The 26,062-nt window shown below is 59.7% G+C and carries 23 protein-coding genes; 13 read left to right on the forward strand and 10 right to left on the reverse strand.

Annotated elements, in window-relative coordinates:
- Positions 1–77 precede the first annotated feature (77 nt).
- Positions 78–653, forward strand: coding sequence for a GNAT family N-acetyltransferase (locus AC19YQ_RS01775; RefSeq protein WP_339477191.1), 576 nt, complete (start codon positions 78–80; stop codon positions 651–653).
- A 26-nt stretch (positions 654–679) separates the two neighbouring features.
- Here the strand turns inward: AC19YQ_RS01775 and gbca are convergent, their stop codons facing one another.
- Positions 680–1,972: a glycine betaine monooxygenase oxygenase subunit gene (gene gbca, locus AC19YQ_RS01780; protein WP_133075240.1), complete on the reverse strand. Its 1,293-nt coding sequence runs from the start codon at positions 1,970–1,972 to the stop codon at positions 680–682.
- 282 nt (positions 1,973–2,254) lie between these two features.
- On the opposite strand from gbca, the gene gbcB reads away from it, so the two are divergent.
- On the forward strand, positions 2,255–3,355 hold the full coding sequence (gene gbcB, locus AC19YQ_RS01785; RefSeq protein WP_133075241.1) for a glycine betaine monooxygenase reductase subunit: 1,101 nt from the start codon (positions 2,255–2,257) through the stop codon (positions 3,353–3,355).
- 72 nt (positions 3,356–3,427) lie between these two features.
- Here the strand turns inward: gbcB and AC19YQ_RS01790 are convergent, their stop codons facing one another.
- Genes AC19YQ_RS01790 through tssI form a run of 4 tightly spaced genes read right to left on the reverse strand, consistent with a single transcriptional unit; the run spans position 3,428 to position 10,507 of the window.
- Complete coding sequence (locus AC19YQ_RS01790; RefSeq protein WP_500594451.1) at positions 3,428–4,342, reverse strand: hypothetical protein; 915 nt, start codon at positions 4,340–4,342, stop codon at positions 3,428–3,430.
- The gene (locus AC19YQ_RS01795) at positions 4,339–7,611 is read right to left on the reverse strand and encodes a toxin VasX (protein ID WP_500594452.1); all 3,273 of its coding nucleotides are present in this window, start codon (positions 7,609–7,611) and stop codon (positions 4,339–4,341) included. The genes AC19YQ_RS01790 and AC19YQ_RS01795 overlap by 4 nt, the downstream gene beginning before the upstream one ends.
- Positions 7,608–8,441, reverse strand: coding sequence for a DUF4123 domain-containing protein (locus AC19YQ_RS01800; protein ID WP_500594453.1), 834 nt, complete (start codon positions 8,439–8,441; stop codon positions 7,608–7,610). The genes AC19YQ_RS01795 and AC19YQ_RS01800 overlap by 4 nt, the downstream gene beginning before the upstream one ends.
- The gene (gene tssI / locus AC19YQ_RS01805; RefSeq protein WP_500594454.1) at positions 8,438–10,507 is read right to left on the reverse strand and encodes a type VI secretion system tip protein TssI/VgrG; all 2,070 of its coding nucleotides are present in this window, start codon (positions 10,505–10,507) and stop codon (positions 8,438–8,440) included. The genes AC19YQ_RS01800 and tssI overlap by 4 nt, the downstream gene beginning before the upstream one ends.
- Before the next feature lie 553 nt (positions 10,508–11,060).
- On the opposite strand from tssI, the gene AC19YQ_RS01810 reads away from it, so the two are divergent.
- The gene (locus AC19YQ_RS01810) at positions 11,061–11,285 is read left to right on the forward strand and encodes a hypothetical protein (RefSeq protein WP_133075245.1); all 225 of its coding nucleotides are present in this window, start codon (positions 11,061–11,063) and stop codon (positions 11,283–11,285) included.
- Positions 11,282–11,584, forward strand: a complete 303-nt coding sequence (locus AC19YQ_RS01815; RefSeq protein WP_133075246.1) for a cell division protein ZapA — start codon at positions 11,282–11,284, stop codon at positions 11,582–11,584. Before AC19YQ_RS01810 ends, AC19YQ_RS01815 begins: the two co-directional genes overlap by 4 nt.
- 121 nt (positions 11,585–11,705) lie before the next feature.
- Here AC19YQ_RS01815 and AC19YQ_RS01820 read toward each other — a convergent pair whose 3' ends face one another.
- Positions 11,706–12,746 carry a threonine aldolase family protein gene (locus AC19YQ_RS01820; RefSeq protein WP_133075247.1) on the reverse strand — a complete coding sequence of 347 codons (1,041 nt, stop codon included), beginning with the start codon at positions 12,744–12,746 and terminating at the stop codon, positions 11,706–11,708.
- A 349-nt stretch (positions 12,747–13,095) separates the two neighbouring features.
- Here AC19YQ_RS01820 and glyA point away from each other — a divergent pair, with 349 nt between their 5' ends.
- From glyA to fdhA, 7 genes are all read left to right on the forward strand, one after another.
- Entirely contained in the window at positions 13,096–14,349 is a 1,254-nt protein-coding gene (gene glyA, locus AC19YQ_RS01825; protein ID WP_219262842.1) for a serine hydroxymethyltransferase, read from the forward strand.
- Positions 14,350–14,371: 22 nt separating this feature from the next.
- On the forward strand, positions 14,372–15,622 hold the full coding sequence (locus AC19YQ_RS01830) for a sarcosine oxidase subunit beta (RefSeq protein ID WP_133075249.1): 1,251 nt from the start codon (positions 14,372–14,374) through the stop codon (positions 15,620–15,622).
- A 14-nt stretch (positions 15,623–15,636) separates the two neighbouring features.
- Positions 15,637–15,969, forward strand: coding sequence for a sarcosine oxidase subunit delta (locus AC19YQ_RS01835; RefSeq protein WP_339477902.1), 333 nt, complete (start codon positions 15,637–15,639; stop codon positions 15,967–15,969).
- Positions 15,966–18,983: a sarcosine oxidase subunit alpha gene (locus AC19YQ_RS01840; protein WP_500594455.1), complete on the forward strand. Its 3,018-nt coding sequence runs from the start codon at positions 15,966–15,968 to the stop codon at positions 18,981–18,983. Before AC19YQ_RS01835 ends, AC19YQ_RS01840 begins: the two co-directional genes overlap by 4 nt.
- Before the next feature lie 71 nt (positions 18,984–19,054).
- Entirely contained in the window at positions 19,055–19,687 is a 633-nt protein-coding gene (locus tag AC19YQ_RS01845; protein WP_133075252.1) for a sarcosine oxidase subunit gamma, read from the forward strand.
- A gap of 147 nt (positions 19,688–19,834) precedes the next feature.
- Positions 19,835–20,692 (forward strand): formyltetrahydrofolate deformylase, encoded by an 858-nt coding sequence (gene purU, locus AC19YQ_RS01850; RefSeq protein WP_500594456.1) that lies wholly within the window; start codon positions 19,835–19,837, stop codon positions 20,690–20,692.
- Between the two features lie 65 nt (positions 20,693–20,757).
- On the forward strand, positions 20,758–21,957 hold the full coding sequence (gene fdhA, locus AC19YQ_RS01855; protein ID WP_500594457.1) for a formaldehyde dehydrogenase, glutathione-independent: 1,200 nt from the start codon (positions 20,758–20,760) through the stop codon (positions 21,955–21,957).
- Positions 21,958–22,071: 114 nt separating this feature from the next.
- Here the strand turns inward: fdhA and AC19YQ_RS01860 are convergent, their stop codons facing one another.
- Both AC19YQ_RS01860 and AC19YQ_RS01865 read right to left on the reverse strand, forming a co-directional pair.
- On the reverse strand, positions 22,072–22,746 hold the full coding sequence (locus AC19YQ_RS01860; protein ID WP_500594458.1) for an anti-sigma factor: 675 nt from the start codon (positions 22,744–22,746) through the stop codon (positions 22,072–22,074).
- Positions 22,743–23,375, reverse strand: a complete 633-nt coding sequence (locus AC19YQ_RS01865) for a sigma-70 family RNA polymerase sigma factor (RefSeq protein WP_500594459.1) — start codon at positions 23,373–23,375, stop codon at positions 22,743–22,745. The genes AC19YQ_RS01860 and AC19YQ_RS01865 overlap by 4 nt, the downstream gene beginning before the upstream one ends.
- 181 nt (positions 23,376–23,556) lie before the next feature.
- On the opposite strand from AC19YQ_RS01865, the gene AC19YQ_RS01870 reads away from it, so the two are divergent.
- Positions 23,557–24,114: a DUF2780 domain-containing protein gene (locus AC19YQ_RS01870; RefSeq protein WP_133075258.1), complete on the forward strand. Its 558-nt coding sequence runs from the start codon at positions 23,557–23,559 to the stop codon at positions 24,112–24,114.
- Positions 24,115–24,160: 46 nt separating this feature from the next.
- A complete protein-coding gene (rloA2, locus tag AC19YQ_RS01875; protein ID WP_133075259.1) occupies positions 24,161–24,661 on the forward strand; it encodes a retropepsin-like aspartic peptidase RloA2 in 501 nt (166 codons plus the stop codon).
- 94 nt (positions 24,662–24,755) lie between these two features.
- Here rloA2 and AC19YQ_RS01880 read toward each other — a convergent pair whose 3' ends face one another.
- Together AC19YQ_RS01880 and AC19YQ_RS01885 are read right to left on the reverse strand one after the other, a co-directional pair.
- Positions 24,756–24,932 (reverse strand): hypothetical protein, encoded by a 177-nt coding sequence (locus AC19YQ_RS01880; RefSeq protein WP_219262847.1) that lies wholly within the window; start codon positions 24,930–24,932, stop codon positions 24,756–24,758.
- Complete coding sequence (locus tag AC19YQ_RS01885; protein WP_500594460.1) at positions 24,929–26,041, reverse strand: PepSY-associated TM helix domain-containing protein; 1,113 nt, start codon at positions 26,039–26,041, stop codon at positions 24,929–24,931. The genes AC19YQ_RS01880 and AC19YQ_RS01885 overlap by 4 nt, the downstream gene beginning before the upstream one ends.
- Between the last annotated feature and the right edge of the window lie 21 nt (positions 26,042–26,062).

Consider the following 26,062-nt stretch of genomic DNA (forward strand, 5'->3'; position numbering starts at 1 on the left):
GGTGGCCCGCCGTGGCCTTGTAGCCCTGGATGAGGCCGGGCTAAAAAGGGCGCCCAACGTCCTGTGGAGTACAGAAAATGAGTGTTTTATTTCGTCCGGCCGAGCGCGCCGATGCGCGGGAGATTGCTCGCCTGTTTCAAATTTCGTCCGAAGGATGTGCCGACTATATCTGGAGCCTGATCGCACAACCGGGGCAGGCGCTGCTGGACGTGGGTGAAATGCGTTACGCACGCGAAGGCGTTGTTTTTTCCTATGAAAACTGCCTGATTGCCGAGGCCGAGGGCCAGGTGATTGGCATGATGCACAGCTTTGTGATGCATCACGACCCTGATGCCGTGGCTGAGACCGATCCGGTGTTGGCGCCTTACGCGGATATGGAAATCCCGGACACGCTGTACATCTCGAGCCTGGCCCTGCACGAGGGTTGGCGAAGCCTTGGGCTGGGCGCCCGATTCCTGCAGCACGCCAGGGAGCGCTGCGCCGAACTGGGCCTGACGGGCTTGAGCCTGATCGACTATGCGGCGAACACGGGTGCCCGCCGGTTTTATGAGCGCCATGGTTTCGAGATCGTCAAAACCTGTCAGGTCACGCCCCACCCGCTGATTCGCGTGACGGGTGAGGCGTATTTGATGCTCTGGCCGTTGTCCAGCTAGCCACCTCTGCTTCCACAGGCGGGTGTCTATTGGGCAACTATGCCCTTGAGGTACGGCGCTGGCGCCGCCCCCAGGTTGTTCAGCAGCCGCTCGCTGTACCAGTCGATAAAGTTCACCACGCCAAACTCGTAGGTCTTGGAGTAAGGCCCAGGCTGGTAGGCGATTGAGTTGATGCCGCGCTGGTTCTCTTCGGCCAGCCGGCGGTCCTGGTCGTTGGTGGCGTCCCAGACTTTGCGCATGCGTTCCACGTCGTAATCCACGCCCTCAACCGCATCCTTGTGGACCAGCCATTTGGTGGTGACTATGGTTTCCTGCGCGCTGATCGGCCACACGGTAAACACAATGATGTGATCGCCCATGCAGTGGTTCCACGAGTGCGGCAGGTGCAGGATGCGCATCGAGCCCAGGTCCGGGTTTTTGATCCGCCCCATGAGTTTTGCACAGCCTTGCTTGCCATCCAGGGTCATGGACACGGTGCCCTTGAGCAGCGGCATGCGCACAATACGGTTACGCAGGCCGAAACTGGCGTGTGCATAAGGAATCTTTTCTGCGTCCCAGGCAGCGGCCGACGCGGCTACGTGATCCTTGAATGCCTGATCGGCCCGTGGATCGGTGACGTCGTCCCACTCCAGCAGGGTCTTGAGCAGTTCGGGGTGGGACGCGTTGCAGTGATAGCACTCGCGGTTGTTTTCCAGCACCAGCTTCCAGTTGGCTTTTTCCACCAGGGTGGTCTGAATCGCCACCTTGGTGTTTTCCATGTCGTAGGGTTCCATGTAGTGGTTCAGCGTGGCCAGGAACTCGTCGATGGCAGGCGGGTTCTCGGCCAGGCTGATAAAGATGTAGCCGCCCGCGGTTTTGACGTTTACCGGCTTGAGGCCGTATTGCTTCATGTCGAAATCGGCGCCCATCTCGGTGCCGGCAAACAGCAGGCGCCCGTCCAGTTCGTAGGTCCACTGGTGGTAATGGCACACCAGTTTGGCAACCTTGCCCTTTTCGCTGGTGCACAACCGTGAGCCGCGATGGCGGCACACGTTATGAAAGGCATGCACCTGGCCTTCGGCGCCGCGAATCACGATGATCGGGTTCTTGCCTATTTGCAGGGTCAGAAAGTTGCCCTTGGCCGGGATCTCGCAGGTCATGCCTGCAATCAGCCACTCTTTCTGGAAGATCTCCTGCATGTCGATGTCGAACAGGCGCTCGTCGTTGTAAAACGGCTGCGGCAGCGAAAACGTGCGTTCGCGGTTCTGCAACATCTCGGCGGTGGCCTTGCGTGCGGGTTCCAGTGGATCGCCCAGGCTCAGGTTTGCGGTGACGTCCATCGTTGTAATCCTCATGGCCATCGTATGTGGCCTAAAAGTGGCTGATCAGGGGTGCGACGCAAGGCAAAGCATTTACGGTAGTGAGTGGCGCTGAGTGTGCGTTCGAAGTGTTGCGATGCCTTATCTGCGGGCGACATGGCCAAATCTGTTCCCGACGCGCGAGCCCCTGTTTTCAGGGGCTGGTCGCCATAAGCATGTGAATGTCGCGAATAGATAAATGGCCGCCTCGGGGCATGCGCAGAATCGCCAGCAAGAGGCCGGTTGTCGGCCGTGGAGAAACGCATGTCCAACAGCTTTCTGAACCCTGTAACCACCCAGACCTGGGCTAACGGCCGACACATCGTGCGATGCGTCAAAGTCATTCAGGAAACCTGGGACGTGCGCACCTTCTGTTTTATGGCCGACCAGCCGATTCTGTTCTTTTTCAAGCCGGGGCAGTTCGTCACCCTGGAGCTGGAAATCGATGGCGACCCGGTGATGCGCTCGTACACCATCTCCAGCTCGCCTTCGGTGCCCTACAGCTTTTCGGTGACGATCAAGCGTGTACCGGGCGGGCGGGTATCCAACTGGCTTCACGACAACCTGCAGGAAGGCCAGGAACTGGCCGTACACGGGCCGGTCGGGCTGTTCAACGCCATTGATGCACCGAGCCCCAAGGTGCTGTACCTGAGCGGCGGCGTCGGGATTACCCCGGTCATGTCGATGGCGCGGTGGTTTTACGACACCAACGCCAATGTCGACATGGTGTTTATCCACAGCGCCCGTTCGCCCAAAGACATCATTTATCACCGTGAGCTGGAGCACATGGCTTCGCGCATCGACAACTTCAGCCTGCACCTGATCTGTGAAAAGCACGGGTTGGGTGAGCCGTGGGCCGGGTATCGCGGCTATCTGAACCACAAAATGCTTGAGCTGATGGCGCCCGATTTCATGGAGCGCGAGGTGTTCTGCTGCGGGCCTACGCCTTACATGAATGCGGTCAAGCGCCTGCTGGAGAACAACGGCTTTGACATGAGCCGGTATCACGAGGAGTCCTTTGGTGCGACGCCGCCCGAAGCCCGGGCCGATGCGGTGGAGCAAGCCGAACAGGCGGCCGAGGCGCCGGAGCTGGACTTGGCGGATTTGAATCAGGTGGAATTTACCGCGTCGGGCAAGAGCATCCGCGTGGGCCCGGCTGAAACCGTGCATGCTGCGGCGGCCAAGCTGGGGCTGCTGATTCCCAAGGCGTGCGGCATGGGGATTTGCGGCACCTGCAAGGTGCTCAAGCTGGGCGGCGAAGTCGAGATGGACCACAACGGCGGCATCACCGACGAAGACGTTGCCGAAGGCTATATTCTGTCGTGCTGCAGCGTGCCCAAGGGCGATGTGCGGATCGAGTTTTAAGGTGCATTCAAGGCAGCTGGGCGAAGATTGCTGTGCAAGCGGTTAGCGCCCCGATGGTGTGGTTTCGCGAGTTCATGCTGTTTCTTGCACCGCCAGCGCGGCGAGTTCTGCTTCGCGTTTGGCAATGGCGTGTTCAAGTTCCGGGGAGCGTTTGGCCCATTGTTCTGGTGGGAGGGGTTTTGACCATTCGATGATGTCGGGGTGGGTGAGGTCGGGTGGATAGGACAATTTCAGGTTTTGTAATTTCTCTGCGAGATAGGTTCCTAAAATCGTGATGCAAAAGATCCCCCATAAAACACCCAGCAGGTTTCCTTTGCGCAAATCAGTGATGATTGAACCGATCTGTGTTTTTTCATAAGGCGTAATACCAACTCGGCTGTCAGGTACCGCGTCCGGCCCAATTTCCATATAACTGCGCGTGCATTCCCACAAGGCCATCGCCGTCGTGCCGCCGCCGCAATTGAAACCAAACCAGAAATGCTTGTTGTCCTCTTTGGCGAGCGGGTCGGGGTTTTCAAATCCGATAATTAACAAACCCATCGTATTTTTACCCGCCTGACTTGTCGAAGAGTGCTGAGTGGCGGCAGCTGTGACACTTTCCCAAGGCACAATCCAATAGTCGCCATCTTCTCGCGGTACACAGACTTCTCGGCGTTGGCGATTGAAGCGTACGGGAAGGGGGACTTCGCGGAAGAGGCCTTGGATGACAAAACAAATAGGTATAGCTGTAATGCACGCTCCTAATATCAATGCGCCATAGTCATTGAAAATATAGGCCATTGAAAGAAACAGCATCACCAACGGCCAAATCGTCATCACCGCCGAACCAATGCTGTAGTTCCCTATATCAATAAACACATCGTTCTTGCGCCAAATGGTGTTAAGGACGTCTTCCGGTTTTTCTCCTGTCGGAACAGGCAATGGCGCCAAGTAGTCATCGCGTGAAAAAAACCGTTTCTTGGTGGTTCCCGCCGGTGGCGTACTCATGGCTTGTCCTTAGGTTGCAGGTATATAGCGCCGGGATGGCTCTTGCCGAGGGCGTAGGTTGGCACTCGATCCAGTTCGGGAGTCGGGTCGTTACGCAGGGCTATCACCCCGTCGTTGTTGGTGAGGGTAAAAGCAACACCCCGTTCGCCACCGACAAAGTTGTGAGCGCCCAGCATGGCAATCAAGGGTGTGCGATAGCGCAAACGAAGCGAAACAGTGGCTGGCGACGTGCTTAATACGTTCGACAGAGTTTTAAACGGGCCACTCAGGCGCAAGCCTTGGCCTTCCTGGAACGGTATCCATTGGCACTCGCTACTGGGCAGCCAATGAGGCGTCATGTCACGCCAGGGGCGAGGGGGTTTGTAGTTATTGTGAGGGCTGTTTTTGATCAGGTAACGGTAGGCTTGGGAGTCCACTGGATCGCCCATCATGCTCAATTCAAGATAGGCGGTACCCGGTTCTGCTCCCGGCAAGTCGATGGTCAGGGCATTGATGGAGCTGACGAAGGACAGCCCAGATGGACCATTGGAACCGCCTGTCTCGGAACTGCTTTGCATGCTGACGCGGGGGCTGTACAAGATGCCGTATAGCCAGTTCAGTTCTTCTTGCTGGGCTTTGGCGGGGATGGGCTCTAAATTCCTGGCCCGTGCTTTGGACCAGCAGCAGAAATTGAGGAAGTTTTGCACCGGGGTTTGCTGAAAGAACCAACTGATCAGGTACAACACGCCCAGTGCGGCAATAATCCAGTTCAGTGGGCCCATGTACAGCGTGTAACGCATGATGGCGACTTCTACTTCTATTAAACCTGCCAGTGCTTTACTGGTTTGAAACACACCTATAAGAGCCTGTGCCCCATAAGCGACTACTTGTCCTCCCACCACTGTTTGGCGCATCTCTAACCAGGGATCGATGTGTGTCTGCGCGTTCTCCAACTGTACTTGCAAAGAATAGAATTCATTTAAAGCGGCGTATGCCGACAACCCCCCAATCACCCCTCCAAACAATGTAAGAGTCGGAGCCATTGCTTGACCCTTGCCCACTGTTTTTATCCCCAACCCCTTCCTAACCTGACTATCAACCACCGCCACCAACGCCGCCGAGGCATACAGCGAAGCCGACACCGTGTCGTTGACCCGCTGGTCATCCATCCCTTCCAGCGCTGCGGCCTGGCTCAGGTAGTTGTTCGCATTGAGCGTGTTGAGCAGCAACGCCGCCAATGGCACCACGCCGCCGCTGTTGCTGATCAGCGGGGAGTTGGTCACGCGTTCCATGCGCCCGGTGCCGATGGCGTGTCCCGTGGCCTTGACCCAGTGGTTGAGGCCCTCGGCTTTTTCTCCCAGCAGGGTCCACATCTGCCTGCCCGCGTGGGTCACGGCCTGCAAGCGCGCATCGCTGCCCAGGCGTGCGGCGACGAAGATACCCACCCAGGCGCTGCTCAAGGTGGTGTCGCCCTTGAGGACCAGCAGCGCCGCCGCCAACCGGTTGACCAGTACGCTCCAGCGCCCCTGGGCGTCGCGGGCCATGGCGGCGATGTCGTTGGCAATCACGGCGCTCAGGGGAGCAAACAGCTGACGGGTTGCCTCGCGGTTTTCAGAGCCCAAAGCCGCCAGTATTTCCCCCAGGCGACCGGTGCCGACAATGCCCGCATCGATCGAGGGGGTCCAGGCGTGGAACAAGTATTTGAGCGCGCCTTCGTCGGGGGCGCGCACGTAGTCGGCATATTGCTCTGCACCCTTGGCCCGGGTGCATTGGGCGCTCAGGCAGCCGGTGGCCAGTTCGGTGAGCCACTGACGGCTTTCAACGTCGTAGTAATCGACGAACCAGGTGCCGCTGTGGGAGCGTGTGAGGTATTGGCCTCGGTCGGCAAACAAGGCGTTGTGGCGCTGTTCGACGTGTTGGTAATGGGCCGGTGCGGTGGTGTCGAGCCAGGTGTTCATGGCCGGCAAGTCAATGTACTCGCTGACCTTGGCGCTGAAGTGGTCGTTGTCGAGGTTGGACTGTTTTTCGGCGCGGTATTGATGCACCAACGCCTGCACGTCGGTGTACAGGTCGGGCGGAATGAAGGCCCGTACTGGCTCTACGATACGTTCGATACGGGCATTACGGGCGGTCACTTCGGCTCTGCTAGGCAGGCCACCATACTGGCGGTCCCGGGTTTCGAGCTTGAGTGCTTCGTCCAGTTGCTGCTGGGCGTCGAGCATGACCGTGCCCTGCTCGGGCGTGAGGCGGATGTCCCGATCCTTGTACCGGTAGCTCAGGGTGCTCGCCACCTCAGCACCCTCTTCGGTGATCAGGCTGCGAATAAAGCCACCGATGTTCAAGCGCAGGTTGTTGTCGCCCACCCACTGTTCGTGGCTCGATTCAACCCGTTCCTGCTCATGGTTGATGTCGCGCAGCACCCCCAGGTCGTCGTCCAGGCACACGAATACCGGGTACAGCGCCCTGGCCTCAGCCGTGGCGGCCTCCAGCCAGGTCTGGGTGCCCTGGCCGTCCCACGGCTCGGCACTCCACTCGCCGGGTGCCTGGTCAGGGGTGTCGGGGTATTGGGCGATGATTTTTTCGCGCTCCCGGGCGCGGTACATGGCATCGGTGTAAGCCTGGATGTTGGCCTTGGTGGGGTCTTTCATCACGGTTGCGCCCAACGCCTGGGTGTCATCGCCGCCGGCTTTTTGATCGGCCTTCATCGATTGGGCGTAGGTGTCGGGGATGAGTTCAGCCATCACCTCGGTGGCGTTTTCCAGGGGCGGACAGTGTTCGGCTTGCAGCTCGTTGGCCACGGTGCGCAAGGCCACATGGCGCATGTGCGCACTGCGCTTGGCGGGGTTCTCGCTGAGCAAGGCGCAGTGTTGCGGGTTAAGTGGGAACTCGCTGTAGAGCATCCAGGCGTCATGGATTTTGTTCAGCATCAGCCCTGTGAGGCTGCCTTTAAGCAAGAGGGTGGAGTCGTCCTCAAGCGCCTGCGGCTGAAGCCTGCCGTCGGTCGACACGGCATAGCGTTTGAGCGGACCTTTTTCCTGCCAGATATACAAAAAGCCGGCCCGCAGACGTCGGGCGGCCATGGGGTGGCTTTGGGTGGTCACGCCGGGGGAACAGCAGGGGTGAGTGGCCTGTTCCTGCGCCAGGGCGTAGCGCACGGGCACCACGAACACTTCGGGCTGGTGAGCCGGGCATGGCGTCAGGGGGCTTTTGACATCGACGTGAGGCTGGGCCCTGGCGGCGCGTTCGGCCTGCGCGGCGTTATCGATCATGGCCAGTTTTTGAGCGCTCATGCACAAGGTTCCTTGTTGGTGAGCAACTGGTACGTCAGCTCGGTGTTCAGGTTATCCAGACGTTGTTCGGGGGTTACGCCGGGCTCAGCCAGTATCAGACGATAAGCACTATGGGCCGGGCCTTGAGGAAAGTCCGTCCCCAGCACCGCTTGAAAGCGGGCCCACAAAAAAATCTCATCGGCGGCGCTGTAGCCGTATCGCTCGGCAGTGTTTATGCAGTGGGCGACCCATTGTTCTGCGGTCATGTCCTGACCTTGCAGATAGTCGGGGAAGTAAGTTTCGCAATGTTCGATCAAGCGCCGGGTAAAGCCCTGTTGCTTGGCACTGTTCAAGTGATCCAGTTGTTCTGCGGGCAGACGCAGCCAGGGCGTGTCTGCATACCGCGCTGCGGGCTGATCAGGTTGGGCCTGATGAATCACTGAGTGCGCCAGCCGTATCAGTTGTATTGGCCCCATCAAGGGCGCGCGCTCATGGGCAGGCAAGTCGGCTAGCCACAAGGCGGTAATCCGGGGGTCGTAGAAACGGAATAACACCGTGACCTCGCCCTCGACGCGGGCATGGACGAGGCTGCGCAGATGCTCGACTACGGTTTTTTCATCAGCCATTGATTCCAGCCAGATCCCCGCCGTGGCGTTCCACTGCTCGGTAAAGGTCTGAGCCAGAGGGCTGTTGGGCGTCACGGGGACCAGCACCGGGCTGACTTCATCCAGCGCGCTGTAGGCGGTGCGTTGATACAGGGAATGCAATTGCACGCCGGGCGCGACCTCGAACAACCGGTGCGCCAGATTGTCTATTTGGGTGCGATCAAGTAACAGGTACGCCTGACTCATGCCTTCGACTCCTCAAGCTTCTGACACACCGCACAAATAGAGGTGGCCTGTTGCGTGGCCTGCCTCACGGCTGTTTTTTGCGCAGGCAATGAGGGCACCCCCCGCGCACCCGCCACTACCGGAACCACCGAAGCCGCAGGCATGGCCCCTATTCCCACCGCCGGTGCGCCGCCCACGACGATGGGTTGGCTGCTGAAAATACCGCCGGCACTGATGACGATGTGTTGGCCGCCCGCTGCCAGCGTGAGGCTCATGCCTGCATCGATCACTACGTTGGTGGCGCTGAGGTGTGCCTGGCTGGTTGCCTGTATCACCAGTGAGCCATCGGCCGTGGTGCTGCTGTTACCGCGGATGGACAACAGCTCGTTGCCGCCGATCACGGTGTTGCGCAGGCCCTGGGTGGTGTGCAGTTCGTCGCCTTCAATCAGGCTGGAGCTGTTGCGGTCGACCTGCTCGAAGCGGTCGTGTTCGATCAGGCTGTGGCTGTCCCGGGTGATGTGCTCGCGGCGGTCGTTGCCAATGCTGGTGTCGCTGTTGTTGAGGATTACCTGCTCAAGGTCACGTTGGGCCCGCAGGTAGATTTTTTCCTGGCCTGCACGGTCTTCGATCAACAGTTCGCTATAGCCACCGGTGTGTGGCGAGCTTTGGCTGCGCAGCACGGTTTTGGTTTTGTGCGCCGGTAACGGGTAAGGCATCGGGTTGGTCTTATTGGGGACGCAACCGGTGATCAGCGGTTTGTCGGGGTCGCCTTCGACGTAGCTGATGACCACTTCCATGCCGATGCGCGGGATCGTCACGGCGCCGAAGTTTTCCCCGGCCCAGCTGGATGAAACCCTGACCCAGCAGCTGCTTTTTTCGCTGTTGAGTTCAGCTCGGTCCCAGGGCAGTTCAATCTTTACCCGTCCTAGCTCGTCGCAATAGATCTCTTGACCTTGGGGGCCGGTCACGCGGGCGGTTTGCGCGACCAGTGGCGCGCGGGCGGGTGGCAGGGGTGGGCGGAAGAACACGTCCCACGGTATCGCACTGAACGTGTTGCGGTAGCCCTGGGTGAAGCCGTCAGCGGGTGTTGCATCGCTGGTGATCGATTCTTCCAGCGCCTGGGGCTGCTTGCCTTCGTGGTTCACGCTGAGCAATAGCCACAGGTCGTTGCAGGCTTTGCGCGGGTGTTCGCTCAGGGTGAACAAGTGGCCACTGCGCAACGTGGGCTGATCGCTTTTGCCTTCGGCCAGTTGGTAGTCGGTTCGATGGCGTTCGAGGGCTTGCTGGGCCAACTGTTGGCCGCGCTTTTCGGTACTGATCAGTACCGGGTAGTGGTAATCCTCCAGCGCGGGGGTGAACTTGGCGGTGAAGGCATTTTCGATCAGCAGGCTTGGCCGGTTCAGGTCGTAATCACGACGGGTAACTGTGCTGGTGCGGGTACTGAAACGTTGGGAAAACTGCTCAACCACCGGGTAATCGGCGACGTTTCCGGTGCCTTGCTGGTAGGGCGTTTCGCCCAGCGCAGGAAAATAGGCCTGGCTGTCAGTGAATACCAGCAGGTGGCCGTCTTTCGTATGCTGGTGATGCCAGGCAATACCGTCTTCGGCACACAGGCGTTGCAGGAAGGAATAATCGCTTTCGCCGTATTGAGTGCAGTACTCGCGCACAGGACTGGTGCGGACATTAAAGGTAAATGCGTCAGCCTGAATACCGTGGCCTTGCAGGACTTTTGCTATGATCTGCGGCACGCTGTGGTGTTGGAAAATTCGCTGGTCGTAGCTGAACTGCAAATAGTGGAGTGCGGGGACCAGGGTCAAGTGATAGTGGGTCAGGCGCTTGCCGGATTCGCCCACGCAAACATTTTCGATGCGCCCGTGTATGCCTTCGCCGTTGAGGCCAAATTGCAAAAAGGCAGGCAGGCTGAGCAATGTTTCAAGATTGATGTCTGGTTTTTCACTGACCAGTTCAATGTTGATTTCGTAGAGTTGGCTGATGGCTTCAAATCCTTCAAAGCCGAGCACTTTGAAGTCGTTGCGGATATCGGGAATGTGCAGCGCGAAGTGTGCCGTGTTGGCCGGTACGAACATGCAATGACCTTCGGGGTGGGCGTTTAAATAAGGGCATTGAAAGCCTGTGGGTCAAAGAGTATGACCGATGGTTATTTGTTGTTGAAGTGCCTGGCTATATATCAAGATTTGTTTGATTTATATAAAAATTCATAGTTATCAATAGCTTGTATAAATTCAAAGGACTGAAGTTTATTAAAATTATTTGAATTATTTTATGAAGTGCGCAAGAAGTTGCGCACTTTCTACAGGTTAAAAGTGGCTTGATTAGTAGCGGTAAATAAGAAAAGGGTCTTTGTCCAAGTGTGCAACAAGTTGCGCACTTGGATAGCCGGTATTTGTTTTCGATGGCTATAGCGTGTCGTGTAGCAGCGGGTTCAAGGGCACATTCCACTGCCAGTGAAAGCAGGTCGTGGGTGGTTTTTACCGCTTGAAACGTGCCGCTGGGTCACCGGGCGGGGAACTGAGTAGCAAATAGGCAGTCTTTAAGGCGGGTAAAGCAAGGTCGCCGCTAGCTTAGGCGGTGACTTTTCTTTATCGTACGCGCCCTCCGAAACTGCTTGAGAACACCACCATGATTGAGTCATCCCTTAGCAAACTGGAACAACTGGTCAGCGACCTGGTTCAGCAAAAGCAAGAACTGCTGGACGCCAACGAACAACTGAGCGCTGAACTGGCTCTGGCCAAAGACGAAAACGAAAGCCTGCAACTGACCCTGATGGAACAGGAAGAGAAACAAGGCGCAACCGCAGCCCGCATTCAGGCACTGGTTGAGCGCGCGAGCCCTGTCAGCGCATGAGCGTGGACAGAGACGGAGTAAATGTCGTCTCGATTTTGGGTAACGACTACACGATCAAAGCGCCGGAGGGGGAGCAAAAGACCCTGATGGCGGCCACGGTCATGTTGAAAGCCGCCCTGGCCGAAACGAAAAGAAAGTACCCGAGCCTGATCGGGGACAAGCTGTTGGTGCTGGCAGCGCTGAATCTGTGTTCCAAGCAGATTGAGCTGCAACTGAGCCACAAACAGGAACTCGACCGTTATCAAGAGCAAGTCAGCGCCACGGTCGATGTGATTGAGCGAACGTTAGGGCAATCCTGACGCTTCGCAATACGATCACTCCCTGTGGGAGCGGGCTTGCTCGCGAGAGTCTCAGCGCGGTGGTTCAGACCAGCCGCGTTGACTGAATCGCGAGCAAGCCCGCTCCCACATTATTGAATGTTTACCCCGCCATCACTTCGCGAATATCCGCCGCCAGTTCCCGTACCCGTGCCTCTTCGGTGTCCCAGGAACACATGAAGCGTGCGCCGCCTTTGCCGATAAAGGTATAGAAGCGCCAGCCCTTGGCGGTCAGCGCAGCCACGGCCGGTTCCGACAGTTGCAGGAACACGCCATTGGCTTCCACGGGGAACATCAGTTCAACCCCCGGAATGTCACTCACCAACTGGCTCAGCAACTGCGCGCAGTGGTTGGCGTGGCGTGAGTGTTTGAGCCATGCGTCGTTTTCCAGCAAGCCCACCCAGGGTGCCGACAAAAAGCGCATCTTCGACGCCAGTTGACCGGCCTGTTTGCAGCGGTAGTCGAAGTCCACCGACAGGGTGTGGTCGAAGAACAGAATCGCTTCACCCACCGCCATGCCATTTTTGGTCCCGCCAAAGCACAGTACATCCACACCGGCTTTCCAGCTCAGCTCTGCGGGCGTGCAGCCGAGGAAGGCGCATGCGTTGGAGAAGCGGGCACCGTCCATGTGCAGCAACAGGCCCAGTTCCTTGCAGGTGTCGCTGATGGCGCGAATTTCTTCAGGGCGGTACACGCTGCCGACTTCCGTAGCCTGAGTGATGGTCACCACTCGCGGTTTTGGATAGTGGATGTCTTTGCGCTTGAGGGCGATTTCGCGGATCGATTCGGGGGTGATCTTGCCGTTTTCAGTGCGGGCGATCAGCAGCTTGGAACCGTTGGAAAAGAATTCAGGCGCGCCGCATTCGTCGGTCTCGACGTGGGCGGTCTCGGAGCAGATCACGCTGTGGAAACTCTGGCACAACGATGACAGGGCCAGGGAGTTGGCCGCAGTACCGTTGAAGGCGAAATAGACTTCGCAGTCGGTTTCGAACAGTTTGCGAAAGTCGTTGGCAGCGCGCAGGGTCCACTCGTCATCGCCATAAGAACGTTGATGACCGTGGTTGGCCAGTTCCATGGCGGTCCAGACTTCAGGGCAGATACCGGAGTAGTTGTCGCTGGCGAATTGTTGGCTCTTGTCAGTCATTTCCCGGTTCCTTGGTCGAATTGTGTCGTGCACTTTATCCAAGATTTTGTCGGGTGCACAGGCACGACTCAAAGTGCGGAAAACCCTTACAAAAGAATAGCTCAAAGTCCCGCAATAAAAGTGTGGGAGCGGGCTCGCTCGCGATGGCATCGCCCGGGTTTGCCAGACAAACCGCGCCGCCAGTATCGCGAGCAAGCCCGCTCCTACAGGGTTATGCGAAACCATGTCGTAAACGCACCATTGCGTGGCGTCCATAGGCATTTGATCTGCCTGCGCCAGCTCTACCATCTGGCTCAAAGGGCATACGCCCCACCGAGACCAAAGGCGCGCTGGCGCTGGGAGACACGCAATGTTCAGCAAGCAGGATCAGATCCAGGGTTACGACGATGCCTTGTTAGCGGCCATGAATGCCGAAGATCAGCGCCAGGAAGATCACATCGAGCTGATTGCCTCCGAGAACTACACCAGCCAGCGTGTGATGGAGGCCCAAGGCAGCGGCCTGACCAACAAGTACGCCGAAGGCTATCCGGGCAAGCGCTACTACGGCGGCTGCGAACATGTGGATAAAGTCGAGCAGCTGGCCATCGACCGCGCCAAACAACTGTTCGGCGCCGATTATGCCAACGTGCAACCTCACTCCGGCAGCCAGGCCAACGCGGCCGTGTACCTGGCGTTGCTCAATGCCGGTGACACCGTGCTGGGCATGAGCCTGGCCCACGGCGGGCACTTGACCCACGGCGCCAGTGTCAGCTTCTCCGGCAAGTTGTACAACGCCGTGCAGTACGGCATCGACACCACCACCGGGCTGATCGACTACGACGAAGTAGAACGTCTGGCCGTTGAGCATCAGCCAAAGATGATCATTGCCGGCTTCTCGGCTTACTCCAAATTCCTCGACTTTCCACGCTTTCGCCAGATTGCCGACAAGGTGGGTGCCTACCTGTTTGTCGACATGGCCCACGTGGCCGGCCTGGTCGCGGCGGGGCTGTACCCCAACCCGCTGCCTTACGCTGACGTGGTCACCACCACCACCCACAAAACCCTGCGCGGCCCCCGCGGCGGGTTGATCCTGGCCAAGTCCAACGAAGCCCTGGAAAAGAAACTCAACTCGGCCGTGTTCCCCGGTGGCCAGGGCGGTCCGCTGATGCATGTGATCGCGGCCAAGGCGGTGTGCTTTAAAGAAGCCCTGGAGCCGGGCTTCAAGACCTATCAAAAGCAGGTCATCGACAACGCTCAGGCGATGGCCGAAGTGTTTATCAAGCGTGGCTTCGACGTGGTCTCGGGCGGCACCGACAACCATCTGTTCCTGCTCAGCCTGATCCGTCAGGGCCTGACCGGCAAAGACGCCGACGCAGCCCTGGGCCGTGCTCATATCACGGTCAATAAAAATGCGGTGCCCAATGACCCGCAATCACCGTTCGTGACGTCGGGCCTGCGCATCGGTACCCCGGCAGTGACCACGCGCGGTTTCAAAGTGGCGCAGTGCACGGAACTGGCGGGCTGGATCTGCGACATCCTCGATCACCTCGGCGATGCCGATATCGAGGCCGACGTGGCACGCCAGGTGACCTCGCTGTGCAAAGACTTCCCGGTTTATCGCTGAGCGCGTTTTTGGAGTAAACCCTATGCAACGGTATTCAGGCTTCGGCCTCTTCAAACACTCCCTCAGCCACCATGAAAACTGGCAGAAGATGTGGCGCACGCCGACCCCTAAAAAGGTCTACGACGTGGTCATCGTCGGCGGTGGCGGCCACGGGCTGGCCACTGCCTACTATCTGGCCAAGGAGCACGGCATCACTAACGTGGCCGTGGTCGAGAAGGGCTGGCTGGGCGGCGGCAACACGGCGCGCAACACCACCATCGTGCGTTCCAACTATTTGTGGGACGAGTCGGCGCACCTGTACGAACACGCGATGAAGCTTTGGGAAGGCTTGTCCCAGGACTTGAACTACAACGTCATGTTCTCCCAGCGCGGCGTCTACAACCTGTGCCATACCTTGCAAGACATACGTGACTCGGAGCGCCGGGTCAGCGCCAACCGCCTCAACGGCGTGGATGGTGAACTGCTTGACGCCAAGCAAGTGGCGGACGAGATCCCGTACCTCGATTGCTCAAAAAATACCCGTTACCCGATTATCGGCGCCACCGTACAACGCCGTGGCGGTGTGGCCCGTCACGATGCCGTGGCCTGGGGTTTTGCCCGGGCTGCGGATGCGCTGGGTGTAGACCTGATCCAGCAAACCGAAGTGCTCGGTTTTCGCAAGGAAAACGGCGTGTGCATCGGCGTTGAAACCAGCAAGGGTTTTATCGGTGCCAAGCGCGTAGGCGTGGTGACGGCCGGTAACTCCGGGCACATGGCCCGTCAGGCCGGTTTCCGCCTGCCGATTGAATCCCACCCGCTGCAAGCGCTGGTGTCGGAGCCGATCAAGCCAATCATCGACAGCGTGATCATGTCCAACGCGGTTCACGGCTACATCAGCCAGTCCGACAAGGGCGACCTGGTGATCGGTGCCGGGATCGACGGCTACAACGGCTACGGTCAGCGCGGTTCGTACCCGGTGATCGAACACACGATTCAGGCCATTGTGGAAATGTTCCCGGTGTTGTCCCGCGTGCGCATGAACCGCCAGTGGGGCGGCATCGTCGACACCACTCCCGATGCTTGCCCGATCATCTCCAAGACCCCGGTGCCGAATCTGTTCTTCAACTGCGGCTGGGGTACGGGTGGCTTCAAGGCCACGCCGGGCTCGGGCAACGTGTTTGCCGCCAGTCTGGCCAAGGGCGAGATGCACCCATTGGCTGCACCGTTTTCCATTGACCGGTTCCACACCGGCGCCCTGATCGACGAACACGGCGCTGCCGCTGTCGCCCACTAACAGGAGAAACACTCATGCTTCATATCTTCTGTCCCCATTGCGGCGAACTGCGCTCCGAAGAGGAATTCCATGCCAGCGGCCAGGCGCACATCCCGCGCCCGCTGGACCCCGCGGCCTGCACCGACGCCGAGTGGGGCGACTACATGTTCTTTCGTGACAACCCTCGCGGCCTGCACCACGAACTGTGGAACCACGTCGCCGGTTGCCGCCAGTTCTTCAACGCCACGCGCAACACCGTGACCTACGAAATTCTTGAAACCTACCTGATTGGCACCCAGCCGCAGTTCACTGAACAGGCGGCACCACTGATCACCACGGCCACCCGCGAGCAGGGAGAAAAGGTATGAGCCAGACCCATCGCTTGCCTAATGGCGGCCGCGTAGACCGCAGCAAAGTGCTGACCTTTACCTTCAACGGTCAACAATACAAAGGCTACGAGGGCGACAGCCTGGCCGCAGCGCTGCTGGCCAATGGTGTCGACGTCATTGGTCGCAGCTTTAAATATTCCCGGCCTCGGGGCATCTATGCCGCCGGTGCCGAAGAGCCCAACGCGGTGCTGCAGATCGGCGCCACCGAAGCAACCCAGATTCCTAACGTGCGCGCTACGCAGCAGGCGTTGTACCAGGGCCTGGTTGCCACCAGCACCAACGGCTGGCCCAACGTCAACAATGATGTGATGGGGATCCTGGGCAAGGTTGGCGGCAAGCTGATGCCGCCGGGCTTCTACTACAAAACGTTCATGTACCCGCAATCGTTCTGGATGACGTACGAGAAGTACATCCGCAAGGCGGCAGGCCTGGGCCGTTCGCCGACCCAGAACGACCCCGACACTTACGACTACATGAACCATCACTGCGACGTACTGATCGTCGGCGCAGGGCCTTCAGGCCTGGCGGCGGCACTGGCTGCAGCACGCAGCGGCGCGCGAGTAATCGTGGCCGATGAGCAGGAAGAGTTTGGCGGCAGCCTGCTCGACAGCCGCGAGAGCCTGGACGGCAAACCGGCGATGGAATGGGTTGCTAAAGTCATCGCTGAACTCAAGGCATTGCCAGGCGTGACGCTGTTGCCTCGGGCGACCGTCAACGGCTATCACGACCACAACTTCCTGACCATCCATGAGCGCCTCACCGACCATCTGGGTGATCGCGCACCGATTGGCCAGGTTCGTCAGCGCATTCACCGGGTTCGGGCCAAGCGTGTAGTCCTGGCGACCGGCGCCTGCGAGCGGCCATTGGTGTACGGCAACAACGACGTGCCGGGCAATATGCTGGCGGGCGCAGTGTCGACTTACGTGCGCCGTTACGGCGTGGCACCGGGTAAAAAACTGGTGCTCAGTACCAACAATGACCACGCCTACCGCGTTGCGCTGGACTGGATCGATGCAGGCCAGCAGGTGGTGGCTGTCGCCGATGCGCGCAGCAACCCTCGCGGCGCACTGGTAGAAGCGGCGCGGGCCAAGGGCATCCGCATTCTGACCGCCAGCGCGGTGATCGAAACCCGTGGCAGCAAACACGTGACCGGTGCCCGTGTGGCCGCGATTGACCTTAAAACCAACAGTGTCGCCAGCCCCGGCGAATGGCTGGAGTGCGATCTGGTTGCCACTTCGGGCGGTTACAGCCCGGTGGTGCATCTGGCCTCGCACCTGGGCGGCAAACCCACCTGGCGCGAAGATATTCTGGGTTTCGTGCCCGGCGAAGCACCGCAAAAACGGGTGTGCGTGGGCGGCATCAACGGTGTCTACGGGCTGGGCGACAGCCTGGCCGATGGGTTCGAAGGGGGCGTGCGTGCTGCCAGCGAAGCCGGCTTCAAAGCGGTAGAGGGCGTGTTGCCCAAAGCCCTGAACCAGCACCAGGAGCCAACACTGGCACTGTTTCACGTGCCCCATGAAAAGGGCACTGCACGGGCGCCCAAACAATTTGTCGACCTGCAGAACGACGTCACCGCCGCGGCCATCGAACTGGCAACCCGTGAAGGTTTCGAGTCAGTCGAACACGTAAAACGCTACACCGCGCTGGGCTTCGGTACCGATCAGGGCAAGCTGGGCAACGTCAACGGGCTGGCCATAGCCGCACGCTCGCTGAATGTGACCATCCCGCAGATGGGCACCACCATGTTCCGCCCCAACTACACGCCGGTGACGTTCGGCGCCGTGGCGGGTCGCCATTGCGGGCATATTTTCGAACCGGTGCGTTACACCGCGCTGCAAGCCTGGCACGTCAAGCAGGGTGCCGAGTTTGAAGATGTGGGCCAATGGAAGCGTCCGTGGTACTTCCCGCGTCATGGCGAAGACCTGCACGCAGCGGTCAAGCGCGAGTGCCAGGCGGTGCGTGACAGCGTCGGTATTCTCGATGCCTCCACCCTGGGCAAAATCGACATTCAGGGCCCGGATGCGCGGGAGTTCCTCAACCGCATCTACACCAACGCCTGGACCAAGCTCGATGTGGGCAAGGCTCGCTACGGCCTGATGTGCAAAGAAGACGGCATGGTGTTCGACGACGGTGTAACCGCCTGTCTGGCCGACAATCACTTTGTCATGACCACCACCACCGGTGGCGCAGCACGGGTACTGCAATGGCTGGAAATCTACCAGCAGACCGAATGGCCTGAACTGAAGGTGTACTTCACTTCCGTGACCGACCACTACGCGACGCTGACCCTGTCCGGGCCCAACAGCCGCAAGCTGCTGAGCGAAGTCACGGATATCGATCTGGACCGTGAAGCGTTCCCGTTCATGACCTGGAAAGAAGGGCTGGTAGGCGGTGTTCCGGCGCGGGTGTTCCGCATCTCGTTTACGGGCGAGCTGTCGTACGAGGTCAATATCCAGGCGGACTACGCGATGGGCGTGCTGGAAAAAATCGTCGAGGCGGGCAAGCAATACAACCTCACCCCCTATGGCACCGAGACCATGCACGTGCTGCGGGCCGAGAAGGGTTTCATCATTGTCGGCCAGGACACCGACGGTTCCATGACCCCGGACGACCTGAACATGGGTTGGTGTGTGGGTCGTACCAAGCCGTTCTCGTGGCTCGGCTGGCGTGGCATGAACCGAGAAGACTGCGTGCGTGAACAACGCAAACAGCTGGTGGGCCTCAAGCCGGTAGATCCGACCAAGTGGCTGCCTGAGGGCGCGCAGCTGGTGTTCGATCCCAAGCAGGCAATCCCGATGACGATGGTGGGTCACGTGACCTCCAGCTATGCCCACAACTCACTGGGTTATTCGTTTGCAATGGGTGTGGTCAAGGGCGGCTTGAAGCGCATCGGCGAACGTGTGTTTTCGCCCCAGGCCGACGGCAGCGTGATCGAGGCTGAAATCGTGTCTTCGGTGTTCTTCGACCCGAAAGGCGAGCGCCAGAATATTTGAGTGACACCTGTGGCAGCGGGCTTGCCCGCGATGACGGCAGACCAAACTACACAGAATTGAGCGGGTGACCCATGACCACAGCCAACGTATACCAACAGCGCCCGGACTCGGGCGCCAAAGCCGAGTCATCGTTACACCAGGCCAATCTCGCGGGCCTGATCGGCAAGGGCCGCAAAAACCCTGGCGTGACCGTGCGCGAGAAAAAACTGCTGGGCCATTTGACCCTTCGCGGCGACGCTAAAGACCCGGCCTTTGCCGAAGGCGTGCACAAGGCCCTGGGCCTGGAATTGCCGGTGGCCCTGAGCCTGGTGGCCAAAGACGAGACATCGTTGCAATGGATGGGGCCGGATGAGTGGTTGCTGATCGTACCCGGTGGCCAGGAATTCGCCGTGGAGCAAGCGTTGCGCGCAGCACTGGCCGGGCTGCATATCTCGGTGGTCAACGTCAGCGGCGGGCAACAACTGCTGGAGCTGAGCGGGCCAAAGGTGCGCGAAGTGCTGATGAAGTCCACCAGCTATGACGTCCATCCGGACAACTTCCCGGTGGGCAAGGCGGTGGGTACCGTATTCGCCAAGTCGCAGCTGGTGATTCGCCACACGGCTGAAGACACATGGGAGCTGCTGATCCGCCGCAGCTTTTCGGACTACTGGTGGTTATGGTTGCAGGATGCAGCAGCGGAGTACGGGCTGAACGTCGAAGCGTAAATATGATCCTGCCTGCGCCTCTGTGGGAGCGGGCTTGTTCGCGATTGCAGCACCACGGTCATCCGGATGTACCGTGTTGTTTGCATCGCGAGCAAGCCCGCTCCCACACAGGTCGTGTGCGTTCCAATACCCATCAAGGAGCACCCCATGAGCCGCGCGCCCGATACCTGGATTCTCACCGCGGACTGCCCGAGCCTGCTGGGCACGGTGGATGCGGTCACGCGTTATCTGTTCGAGCACAGTTGCTACGTCACCGAACACCATTCCTTCGACGATCAGCGCTCGGCGCGATTCTTTATTCGCGTGGAGTTTCGTCAGCCCGACGGGTTTGACGAGCACGCCTTTCGCGCAGGCCTGGCCGAGCGTGGCCAGGCGTTCGGCATGACGTTCGAACTGACGCCACCCCATCACCGGCCCAAAGTGCTGATCATGGTGTCCAAGGCCGATCACTGCCTCAACGACCTGCTCTATCGCCAGCGCATCGGCCAGTTGTCGATGGACGTGGTGGCCGTGGTGTCCAATCACCCCGACCTGGAGCCGCTGGCAAGCTGGCACGGCATCCCTTACCACCACTTCGCTCTGGACCCGCTCAACAAACCGGCGCAAGAAGCAAAGGTGTGGCAGGTGATCGAAGACACTGGCGCCGAACTGGTGATCCTCGCCCGTTACATGCAAGTGCTGTCTCCTGAGCTGTGTCGCAAGCTCGACGGCAAGGCGATCAATATTCACCACTCCCTGCTGCCCGGTTTCAAGGGCGCCAAGCCCTACCACCAGGCCTACGAAAAGGGCGTCAAGCTGGTGGGCGCTACGGCGCACTACATCAATAACGACCTGGACGAAGGCCCGATCATTGCCCAGGGCGTGGAAGTGGTCGACCACAGCCACTACCCCGAAGACCTGATCGCCAAGGGCCGCGACATCGAGGCCCAGACGCTGGCTCGCGGTGTGGGCTATCACATAGAGCGGCGCGTTTTCCTAAATGGAGGTCGTACGGTGGTGCTGTAGGGGCGCGGCACGTTCTAAGCTGGCTGCAGCAAGTAATCTCTCCAATAACAACAAGGGTGAATACGATGGCTGACAATCGCGGTGTGGTGTACCTGGGCAATGGCCAGGTTGAAGTGCAAAGCATTCCTTTCCCGAAGATGCAAAACCCTCAAGGCAAGCCCATCCACCACGGCGTGATTCTGCGTGTGGTATCGACCAACATCTGTGGCTCGGATCAGCATATGGTGCGTGGCCGTACCACGGCTCAAACCGGGCTGGTGCTGGGCCATGAGATCACCGGCGAGGTGATCGAGGCCGGGCGCGATGTGGAGCATCTGAAAGTCGGCGACCTGGTATCGGTGCCGTTCAACGTGGCGTGCGGGCGTTGCCGCAGTTGCAAGGAGCAAAACACCGGCGTCTGTCTGACCGTCAACCCGGCCCGTCCCGGCGGTGCCTATGGGTATGTGGACATGGGCGATTGGGTCGGCGGTCAGGCTGAATATGTATTGGTGCCTTATGCCGATTTCAACCTGCTCAAGCTGCCTTATCGTGACGCGTCGATGGAAAAGATTCGTGACCTGACGTGCCTCTCCGACATCCTGCCCACCGGCTATCACGGTGCTGTCACCGCAGGAGTTGGCCCTGGCAGTACGGTGTATATCGCAGGCGCCGGCCCCGTAGGTCTGGCCGCGGCGGCTTCGGCGCGTTTGCTGGGCGCTGCGGTAGTGATCGTGGGTGACGTGAACCCGATTCGCCTGGCCCACGCCAAGGCACAGGGGTTTGAAATTGCCGACCTGTCCAAAGACGCGCCATTGCACGAACAGATTGCCGAGCTGCTGGGCGAGCCGGAAGTGGATTGCGCCGTCGATGCCGTGGGCTTTGAAGCCCGGGGTCACGGGCATGACGGGGTGAAACACGAGGCGCCGGCGACGGTGCTCAACTCACTGATGGGCGTGGTGCGGGTGGCGGGCAAAATCGGTATTCCGGGGCTGTACGTCACCGAAGATCCGGGTGCTGTCGATGCGGCCGCGAAAATGGGCAGCCTGAGCATCCGCTTTGGTCTGGGCTGGGCCAAATCCCACAGCTTCCATACCGGGCAAACGCCGGTCATGAAATACAACCGCCAACTGATGCAGGCCATCATGTGGGACCGGATCAAGATCGCGGATATCGTGGGCGTTGAGGTGATCAGCCTGGACGAGGCACCACGGGGCTATGGCGAGTTCGATGCCGGTGTGCCGAAGAAGTTTGTGATCGATCCGCACCGGATGTTCAGCAAGGCTTAAAAGCCACAACTGACTGTGTAGTCGCTGCCGCAGGCTGCGATGGATTGCGCAGCGATCCTGCCTTGAAGGGCCTGCGGCCCTTATCGCAGCCTGCGGCAGCGACTACAGGTTGGTTTACAGTGTCGCCAGCGGCCCCTGATACAACACGGGGCCGGTTGGCTGCCCGGTTGGTGAGCCGCCCTGCGGCTCAAGACTCACCGCCAGTACCACCGGGACCCTGATCAATTGCCGCTGGCTCTGGCTCAGGGCTATCCGACCATCGCCATCCGCGGGGATCAGCCCCAGGGACACCGGTTTGCCCTCAACCGGAATCGCCCACAATTCCAGACTGCGTCCTGCCTCTACCGCGCTCAGCTCAAGCGGTCGAACCTTCAGGTAATCGGCGTGGGCCTCGATCCTCAGGCCGGGCTGAGCGGTGCCGCTGAGCAGGGTTGCCTTGTACTGGACGCTGTCGTGGTTGTAGAGCAGGCCCACGGCCAAGGCGACCAGCAACGAACAGGCAACCGCACCCAACCGCAGCCAGTTCCAGAACGCACGCTTTGGCGGTACATGGAGTGTTTGCGGTTCAATGCGCGCCACGATGGCGTGCCACACGTGCTCGGGCACAGGTTGCTCGATCAGGGGCTCGGTCAGTTGGGTGAGGTGGTTCTGCCAGTGGGCCAGCTCGAGACGCAGGTTGGCATCGTCCAGCAGCAGGTTTTCGAAACGTTTGCGGGCGGTGGGCGGCATCAGGCCGATGGCGTAATCGGCGGCCAGCGCACGGCGCCGTTCAGGGGTTTGATAGTTCATGACTCAAGGCACCTGCGCAGTCGCTCCATGCCCCGGCGGATCCAGGATTTGACCGACCCCAGCGGTGCATCAAGGGTGTGCGCCAGTTCGCTGGCACTCAGCCCCTGAAAATAGGCGATGGTGATGCTCTGGCGCTGCATGCCTTCCAGTCGTTCAAGACAATGGCCAAGGGCGCTGGCCGCCCGGGCGCTGTCCAGTTGCTCATGGGCGCTGGGGCTCTCATCGGCCAAGGCGTCTTGCTGCAGGTCACTCAAGGGCAGTTCGCGATGTTTGCGCAGCTGGTCGATGGCCAGGTTGCGAGTGATGGTGATCATCCAGGTCAGGGGGGCCGACAAGTGGGCTTCATAACGGGAGGCGTTGTGCCAGATGCGCACAAAGCTTTCCTGTACCACGTCTTGCGCCAGGTCGCTGCGGCCCATGCAGCGCAGTGCCACGCTGTGCAGGCGCGGCGCCACGGTGCGGTAGAGGGTTTCGAAGGCGCGGCGATTGCCCAGTGAACATTGGGCCAAGAGCGTTGCAAGGTCATCGGCATCGGTATTTAAAATAGCCACTCTCCCGTCAAACACAGTCAGGGCATCAGACCAGTCGTCGGTTGAGGTTAGTTCAGGCTGTGTGGTTGTTCCAATCATGTGGCACCTCTGTGTCCTGTATACGCAGGCAAGGGCACAGCGGATGCAGCGGTTTTCAATTAAGATTGCGGCCCGTTTGATCCGATAGTGGCACCTGGGAACATCTGCTGGGGTTTTGGGTCATAGACATAGTTTTACCGTCTCTATTGCAGGCGGTTTTTTGGTTCTAGAGGTTGAAGCGATGAATAAGTTGAGCGGCGTGGCACTGGCAACATTGATGACCGTGGCAGCGAGCCCGGTGTTTGCAGGTTTCAGCCTGAGCGACGTGGCCAACGTGGCGGCGCAAGTGCAGGGTGCCAACGGCAATGGCGCGACCACCGACAAGTCGGCGCAAGCGGTGCAAATGCTGACCAAAGTCAACGAGCTGGGTGTAAAGCCTGAGCAGGCGGCGGGCGGTATCGGCGCGATGTTGAGCCTGGCGAAAAACCAGCTGACCTCCAGCGACTATTCCGAACTGACCCAGCAAGTGCCGGGCGTCAACAAACTGGCTGGTGCCGGTGCACTGGGCCAGTTGAGCCAGTTGGGCGGTTTGCTGGGAAAATCCAGTGGCGTGTCCGAGACCGCGACCAGCGCCGTCAGCAACGTGGCCAACACCGACCAGCTGAACAGTGCATTCACAGCCCTGGGCATGCAGGACGGCATGGTTGCCAAGTTTGCCCCGGTATTGCTGGAGTACTTCAAGGGCCAGAACGTCAGCACTTCGCTGCTGAGCAAGCTGGGCAGCGCCTGGGGCGTTTAAGGCTGGCAACTTTCACACCGTATTCTCTTTAAAAGGAAGTGCCCGTATGAGGTCTGTTTTTGTGTTGCTGTCTGTATTGGCGTTGCCGGTGATGGCGGCCGAGCCGACCCTGTACGGGCGTTACGAATACATCAAGTTGCCGGAAATTGGTGAAACCCTTAAAGCCAAGATGGACACCGGGGCCCTGACGGCGTCGCTGTCGGCCAAGAACATTCAGACCTTTACCCGTGATGGTGACGAGTGGGTCCGCTTCCAGCTGGCGACCGAAGGCGCGAGCAGCAAGGTGTACGAGCATAAAGTGGCGCGCATCAGCAAAATCAAGAGCCGCGCCGATGAAGATGATGAGAAAGAAGTCCCCGAAAGCGCCAAGCGCCCGGTGGTCGACCTGGAGATGTGCCTGGGTAACGTCAAGCGCACCGTGGAGGTCAATCTCACCGATCGCAGCAGCTTCAACTATCCGTTGCTGATTGGCGCCAAGGCGCTGCGCGAGTTTGGTGCCGCGGTGAACCCGGCCCGTCGTTACACGGCAGACAAGCCCGATTGCTGATTTAGGTGGGAGCGGGCTTGCTCGCGATGGTATCGACTCGCTTTAACAGCAAGACCGAGTCGATTGCATCGCAGGCAAGCCAGCTCCCACCTGCTCAGCGCTTGAGCAAACCGCGCACACTGATCCACACCGGGATCCCCAGCCCGATCCAGCTCAAGATGTCCCACGCGCCGTCACCCAGTAGCGCGCTGAACAATCCGGTCACGCTCACAAGCCCAATGGCCAGCGGGATGGAAAACACCTTCCAGAAGTTCGACTGACGCGGCCTCATCGAGCGTTCTCCCTGGCCGCACGTCGACGCACCCACCACAGGTACAAGCCGCTGGCGAGCACCACGATGGTCAGCAGGTCGAGGGCTGCCCAGAGGACTTTCATCGGCATGCCGCCGTAGTCGCCAAAGTGCAGCGGCTGGGACATGCCCATCGCATCCATGTACCACGGCCGTCCGGCCACTGCAGTGACGGCCAGGGTGCTGGCATCGATCAATACTGGTGTCAGCAGGTGTGAGGTCAGGTGCGTGTTGCCTTTCATGAACACGGCGTAATGGTGTTCGCTGGAGAAGCGTGTGCCGGGGAAGGCGATAAAGTCCGGGCGCATGTCGGGCGCGGCTTTTGCGGCGATCTCCAGCAACTGGCTGGCCGGGGCGAGATGGGTCAGGGGCGGGGCCTCGCGGTAGGGTTCGATCATGGCGCTGAGGCTGTCATTGCGCCAGGCGGCGATGATCAGGTCGGTGCAGGCGCTGATCACGCCGGTCACGCCCACCACGAGAGCCCAGGTCAGGGTCACGGCACCCAGCAGGTTGTGCAGGTCGAGCCAGCGCAAGCGGGTGGACTTGTCGGTGCGCACCGTCGCGAATTCGTGGCGGCGCATGAAGGGCAGATACAGCACCGTGCCGGAGATGATCGCCAGCACAAACAGCAGCCCCATGAAGGCCAGCAGCAGCTTGCCGGGCAGCCCGGCGAACATGTCTACGTGAAGGCGCAGCATGACCATCATGATCCCGCCATTGGCTGACGGAACCTCTATGGCCTCGCCGGTGCGCGCATCGAGCATAAAGGTGTGGGACGAGTTGGGCTCGGTGCCCGCGGTGGCCGCCATGATCGTGAGGACGGCATTGGGTTCGTCTTCTTCCCAGCCGAAGTACTGCATGACCTCGCCAGGCCGATGAGCTTCGGCGGCGCGTACCAGTTGTTGCAGGTCGAGCGTCGGGGTGTCGGCGGGCAGTTCCTTGACCTGCGGCGCATCGCCCAGCAGGTGGTCGATTTCATGGTGAAAAATCAACGGCAAACCGGTCAGAGCCAGCATCAGCAAAAACGCGGTGCAAATCAGGCTGGTCCAGGTGTGGATAAAGGACCAGCGGCGGATGGTTTTGCTTTTCATGAAAATCCTGAATGCGTAAAC

This window comes from Pseudomonas sp. MF06569, assembly GCF_059862735.1.

What these genes read in the sequence shown, in the direction of transcription:
- tssI (WP_500594454.1), bottom strand. Translation starts at nt 10,507, where the DNA reads ATGTTCGTACCGGCCAACACGGCACACTTCGCGCTGCACATTCCCGAT.
- purU (WP_500594456.1), top strand. Translation starts at nt 19,835, where the DNA reads ATGAGCCGCGCGCCCGATACCTGGATTCTCACCGCGGACTGCCCGAGC.
- gbcB (WP_133075241.1), top strand. Translation starts at nt 2,255, where the DNA reads ATGTCCAACAGCTTTCTGAACCCTGTAACCACCCAGACCTGGGCTAAC.
- AC19YQ_RS01835 (WP_339477902.1), top strand. Translation starts at nt 15,637, where the DNA reads ATGCTTCATATCTTCTGTCCCCATTGCGGCGAACTGCGCTCCGAAGAG.
- AC19YQ_RS01830 (WP_133075249.1), top strand. Translation starts at nt 14,372, where the DNA reads ATGCAACGGTATTCAGGCTTCGGCCTCTTCAAACACTCCCTCAGCCAC.
- AC19YQ_RS01775 (WP_339477191.1), top strand. Translation starts at nt 78, where the DNA reads ATGAGTGTTTTATTTCGTCCGGCCGAGCGCGCCGATGCGCGGGAGATT.
- rloA2 (WP_133075259.1), top strand. Translation starts at nt 24,161, where the DNA reads ATGAGGTCTGTTTTTGTGTTGCTGTCTGTATTGGCGTTGCCGGTGATG.
- AC19YQ_RS01840 (WP_500594455.1), top strand. Translation starts at nt 15,966, where the DNA reads ATGAGCCAGACCCATCGCTTGCCTAATGGCGGCCGCGTAGACCGCAGC.
- AC19YQ_RS01865 (WP_500594459.1), bottom strand. Translation starts at nt 23,375, where the DNA reads ATGATTGGAACAACCACACAGCCTGAACTAACCTCAACCGACGACTGG.
- AC19YQ_RS01880 (WP_219262847.1), bottom strand. Translation starts at nt 24,932, where the DNA reads ATGAGGCCGCGTCAGTCGAACTTCTGGAAGGTGTTTTCCATCCCGCTG.
- AC19YQ_RS01845 (WP_133075252.1), top strand. Translation starts at nt 19,055, where the DNA reads ATGACCACAGCCAACGTATACCAACAGCGCCCGGACTCGGGCGCCAAA.
- glyA (WP_219262842.1), top strand. Translation starts at nt 13,096, where the DNA reads ATGTTCAGCAAGCAGGATCAGATCCAGGGTTACGACGATGCCTTGTTA.
- fdhA (WP_500594457.1), top strand. Translation starts at nt 20,758, where the DNA reads ATGGCTGACAATCGCGGTGTGGTGTACCTGGGCAATGGCCAGGTTGAA.
- AC19YQ_RS01795 (WP_500594452.1), bottom strand. Translation starts at nt 7,611, where the DNA reads ATGAGCGCTCAAAAACTGGCCATGATCGATAACGCCGCGCAGGCCGAA.
- gbca (WP_133075240.1), bottom strand. Translation starts at nt 1,972, where the DNA reads ATGGACGTCACCGCAAACCTGAGCCTGGGCGATCCACTGGAACCCGCA.
- AC19YQ_RS01885 (WP_500594460.1), bottom strand. Translation starts at nt 26,041, where the DNA reads ATGAAAAGCAAAACCATCCGCCGCTGGTCCTTTATCCACACCTGGACC.
- AC19YQ_RS01810 (WP_133075245.1), top strand. Translation starts at nt 11,061, where the DNA reads ATGATTGAGTCATCCCTTAGCAAACTGGAACAACTGGTCAGCGACCTG.
- AC19YQ_RS01800 (WP_500594453.1), bottom strand. Translation starts at nt 8,441, where the DNA reads ATGAGTCAGGCGTACCTGTTACTTGATCGCACCCAAATAGACAATCTG.
- AC19YQ_RS01790 (WP_500594451.1), bottom strand. Translation starts at nt 4,342, where the DNA reads ATGAGTACGCCACCGGCGGGAACCACCAAGAAACGGTTTTTTTCACGC.
- AC19YQ_RS01860 (WP_500594458.1), bottom strand. Translation starts at nt 22,746, where the DNA reads ATGAACTATCAAACCCCTGAACGGCGCCGTGCGCTGGCCGCCGATTAC.
- AC19YQ_RS01820 (WP_133075247.1), bottom strand. Translation starts at nt 12,746, where the DNA reads ATGACTGACAAGAGCCAACAATTCGCCAGCGACAACTACTCCGGTATC.
- AC19YQ_RS01870 (WP_133075258.1), top strand. Translation starts at nt 23,557, where the DNA reads ATGAATAAGTTGAGCGGCGTGGCACTGGCAACATTGATGACCGTGGCA.
- AC19YQ_RS01815 (WP_133075246.1), top strand. Translation starts at nt 11,282, where the DNA reads ATGAGCGTGGACAGAGACGGAGTAAATGTCGTCTCGATTTTGGGTAAC.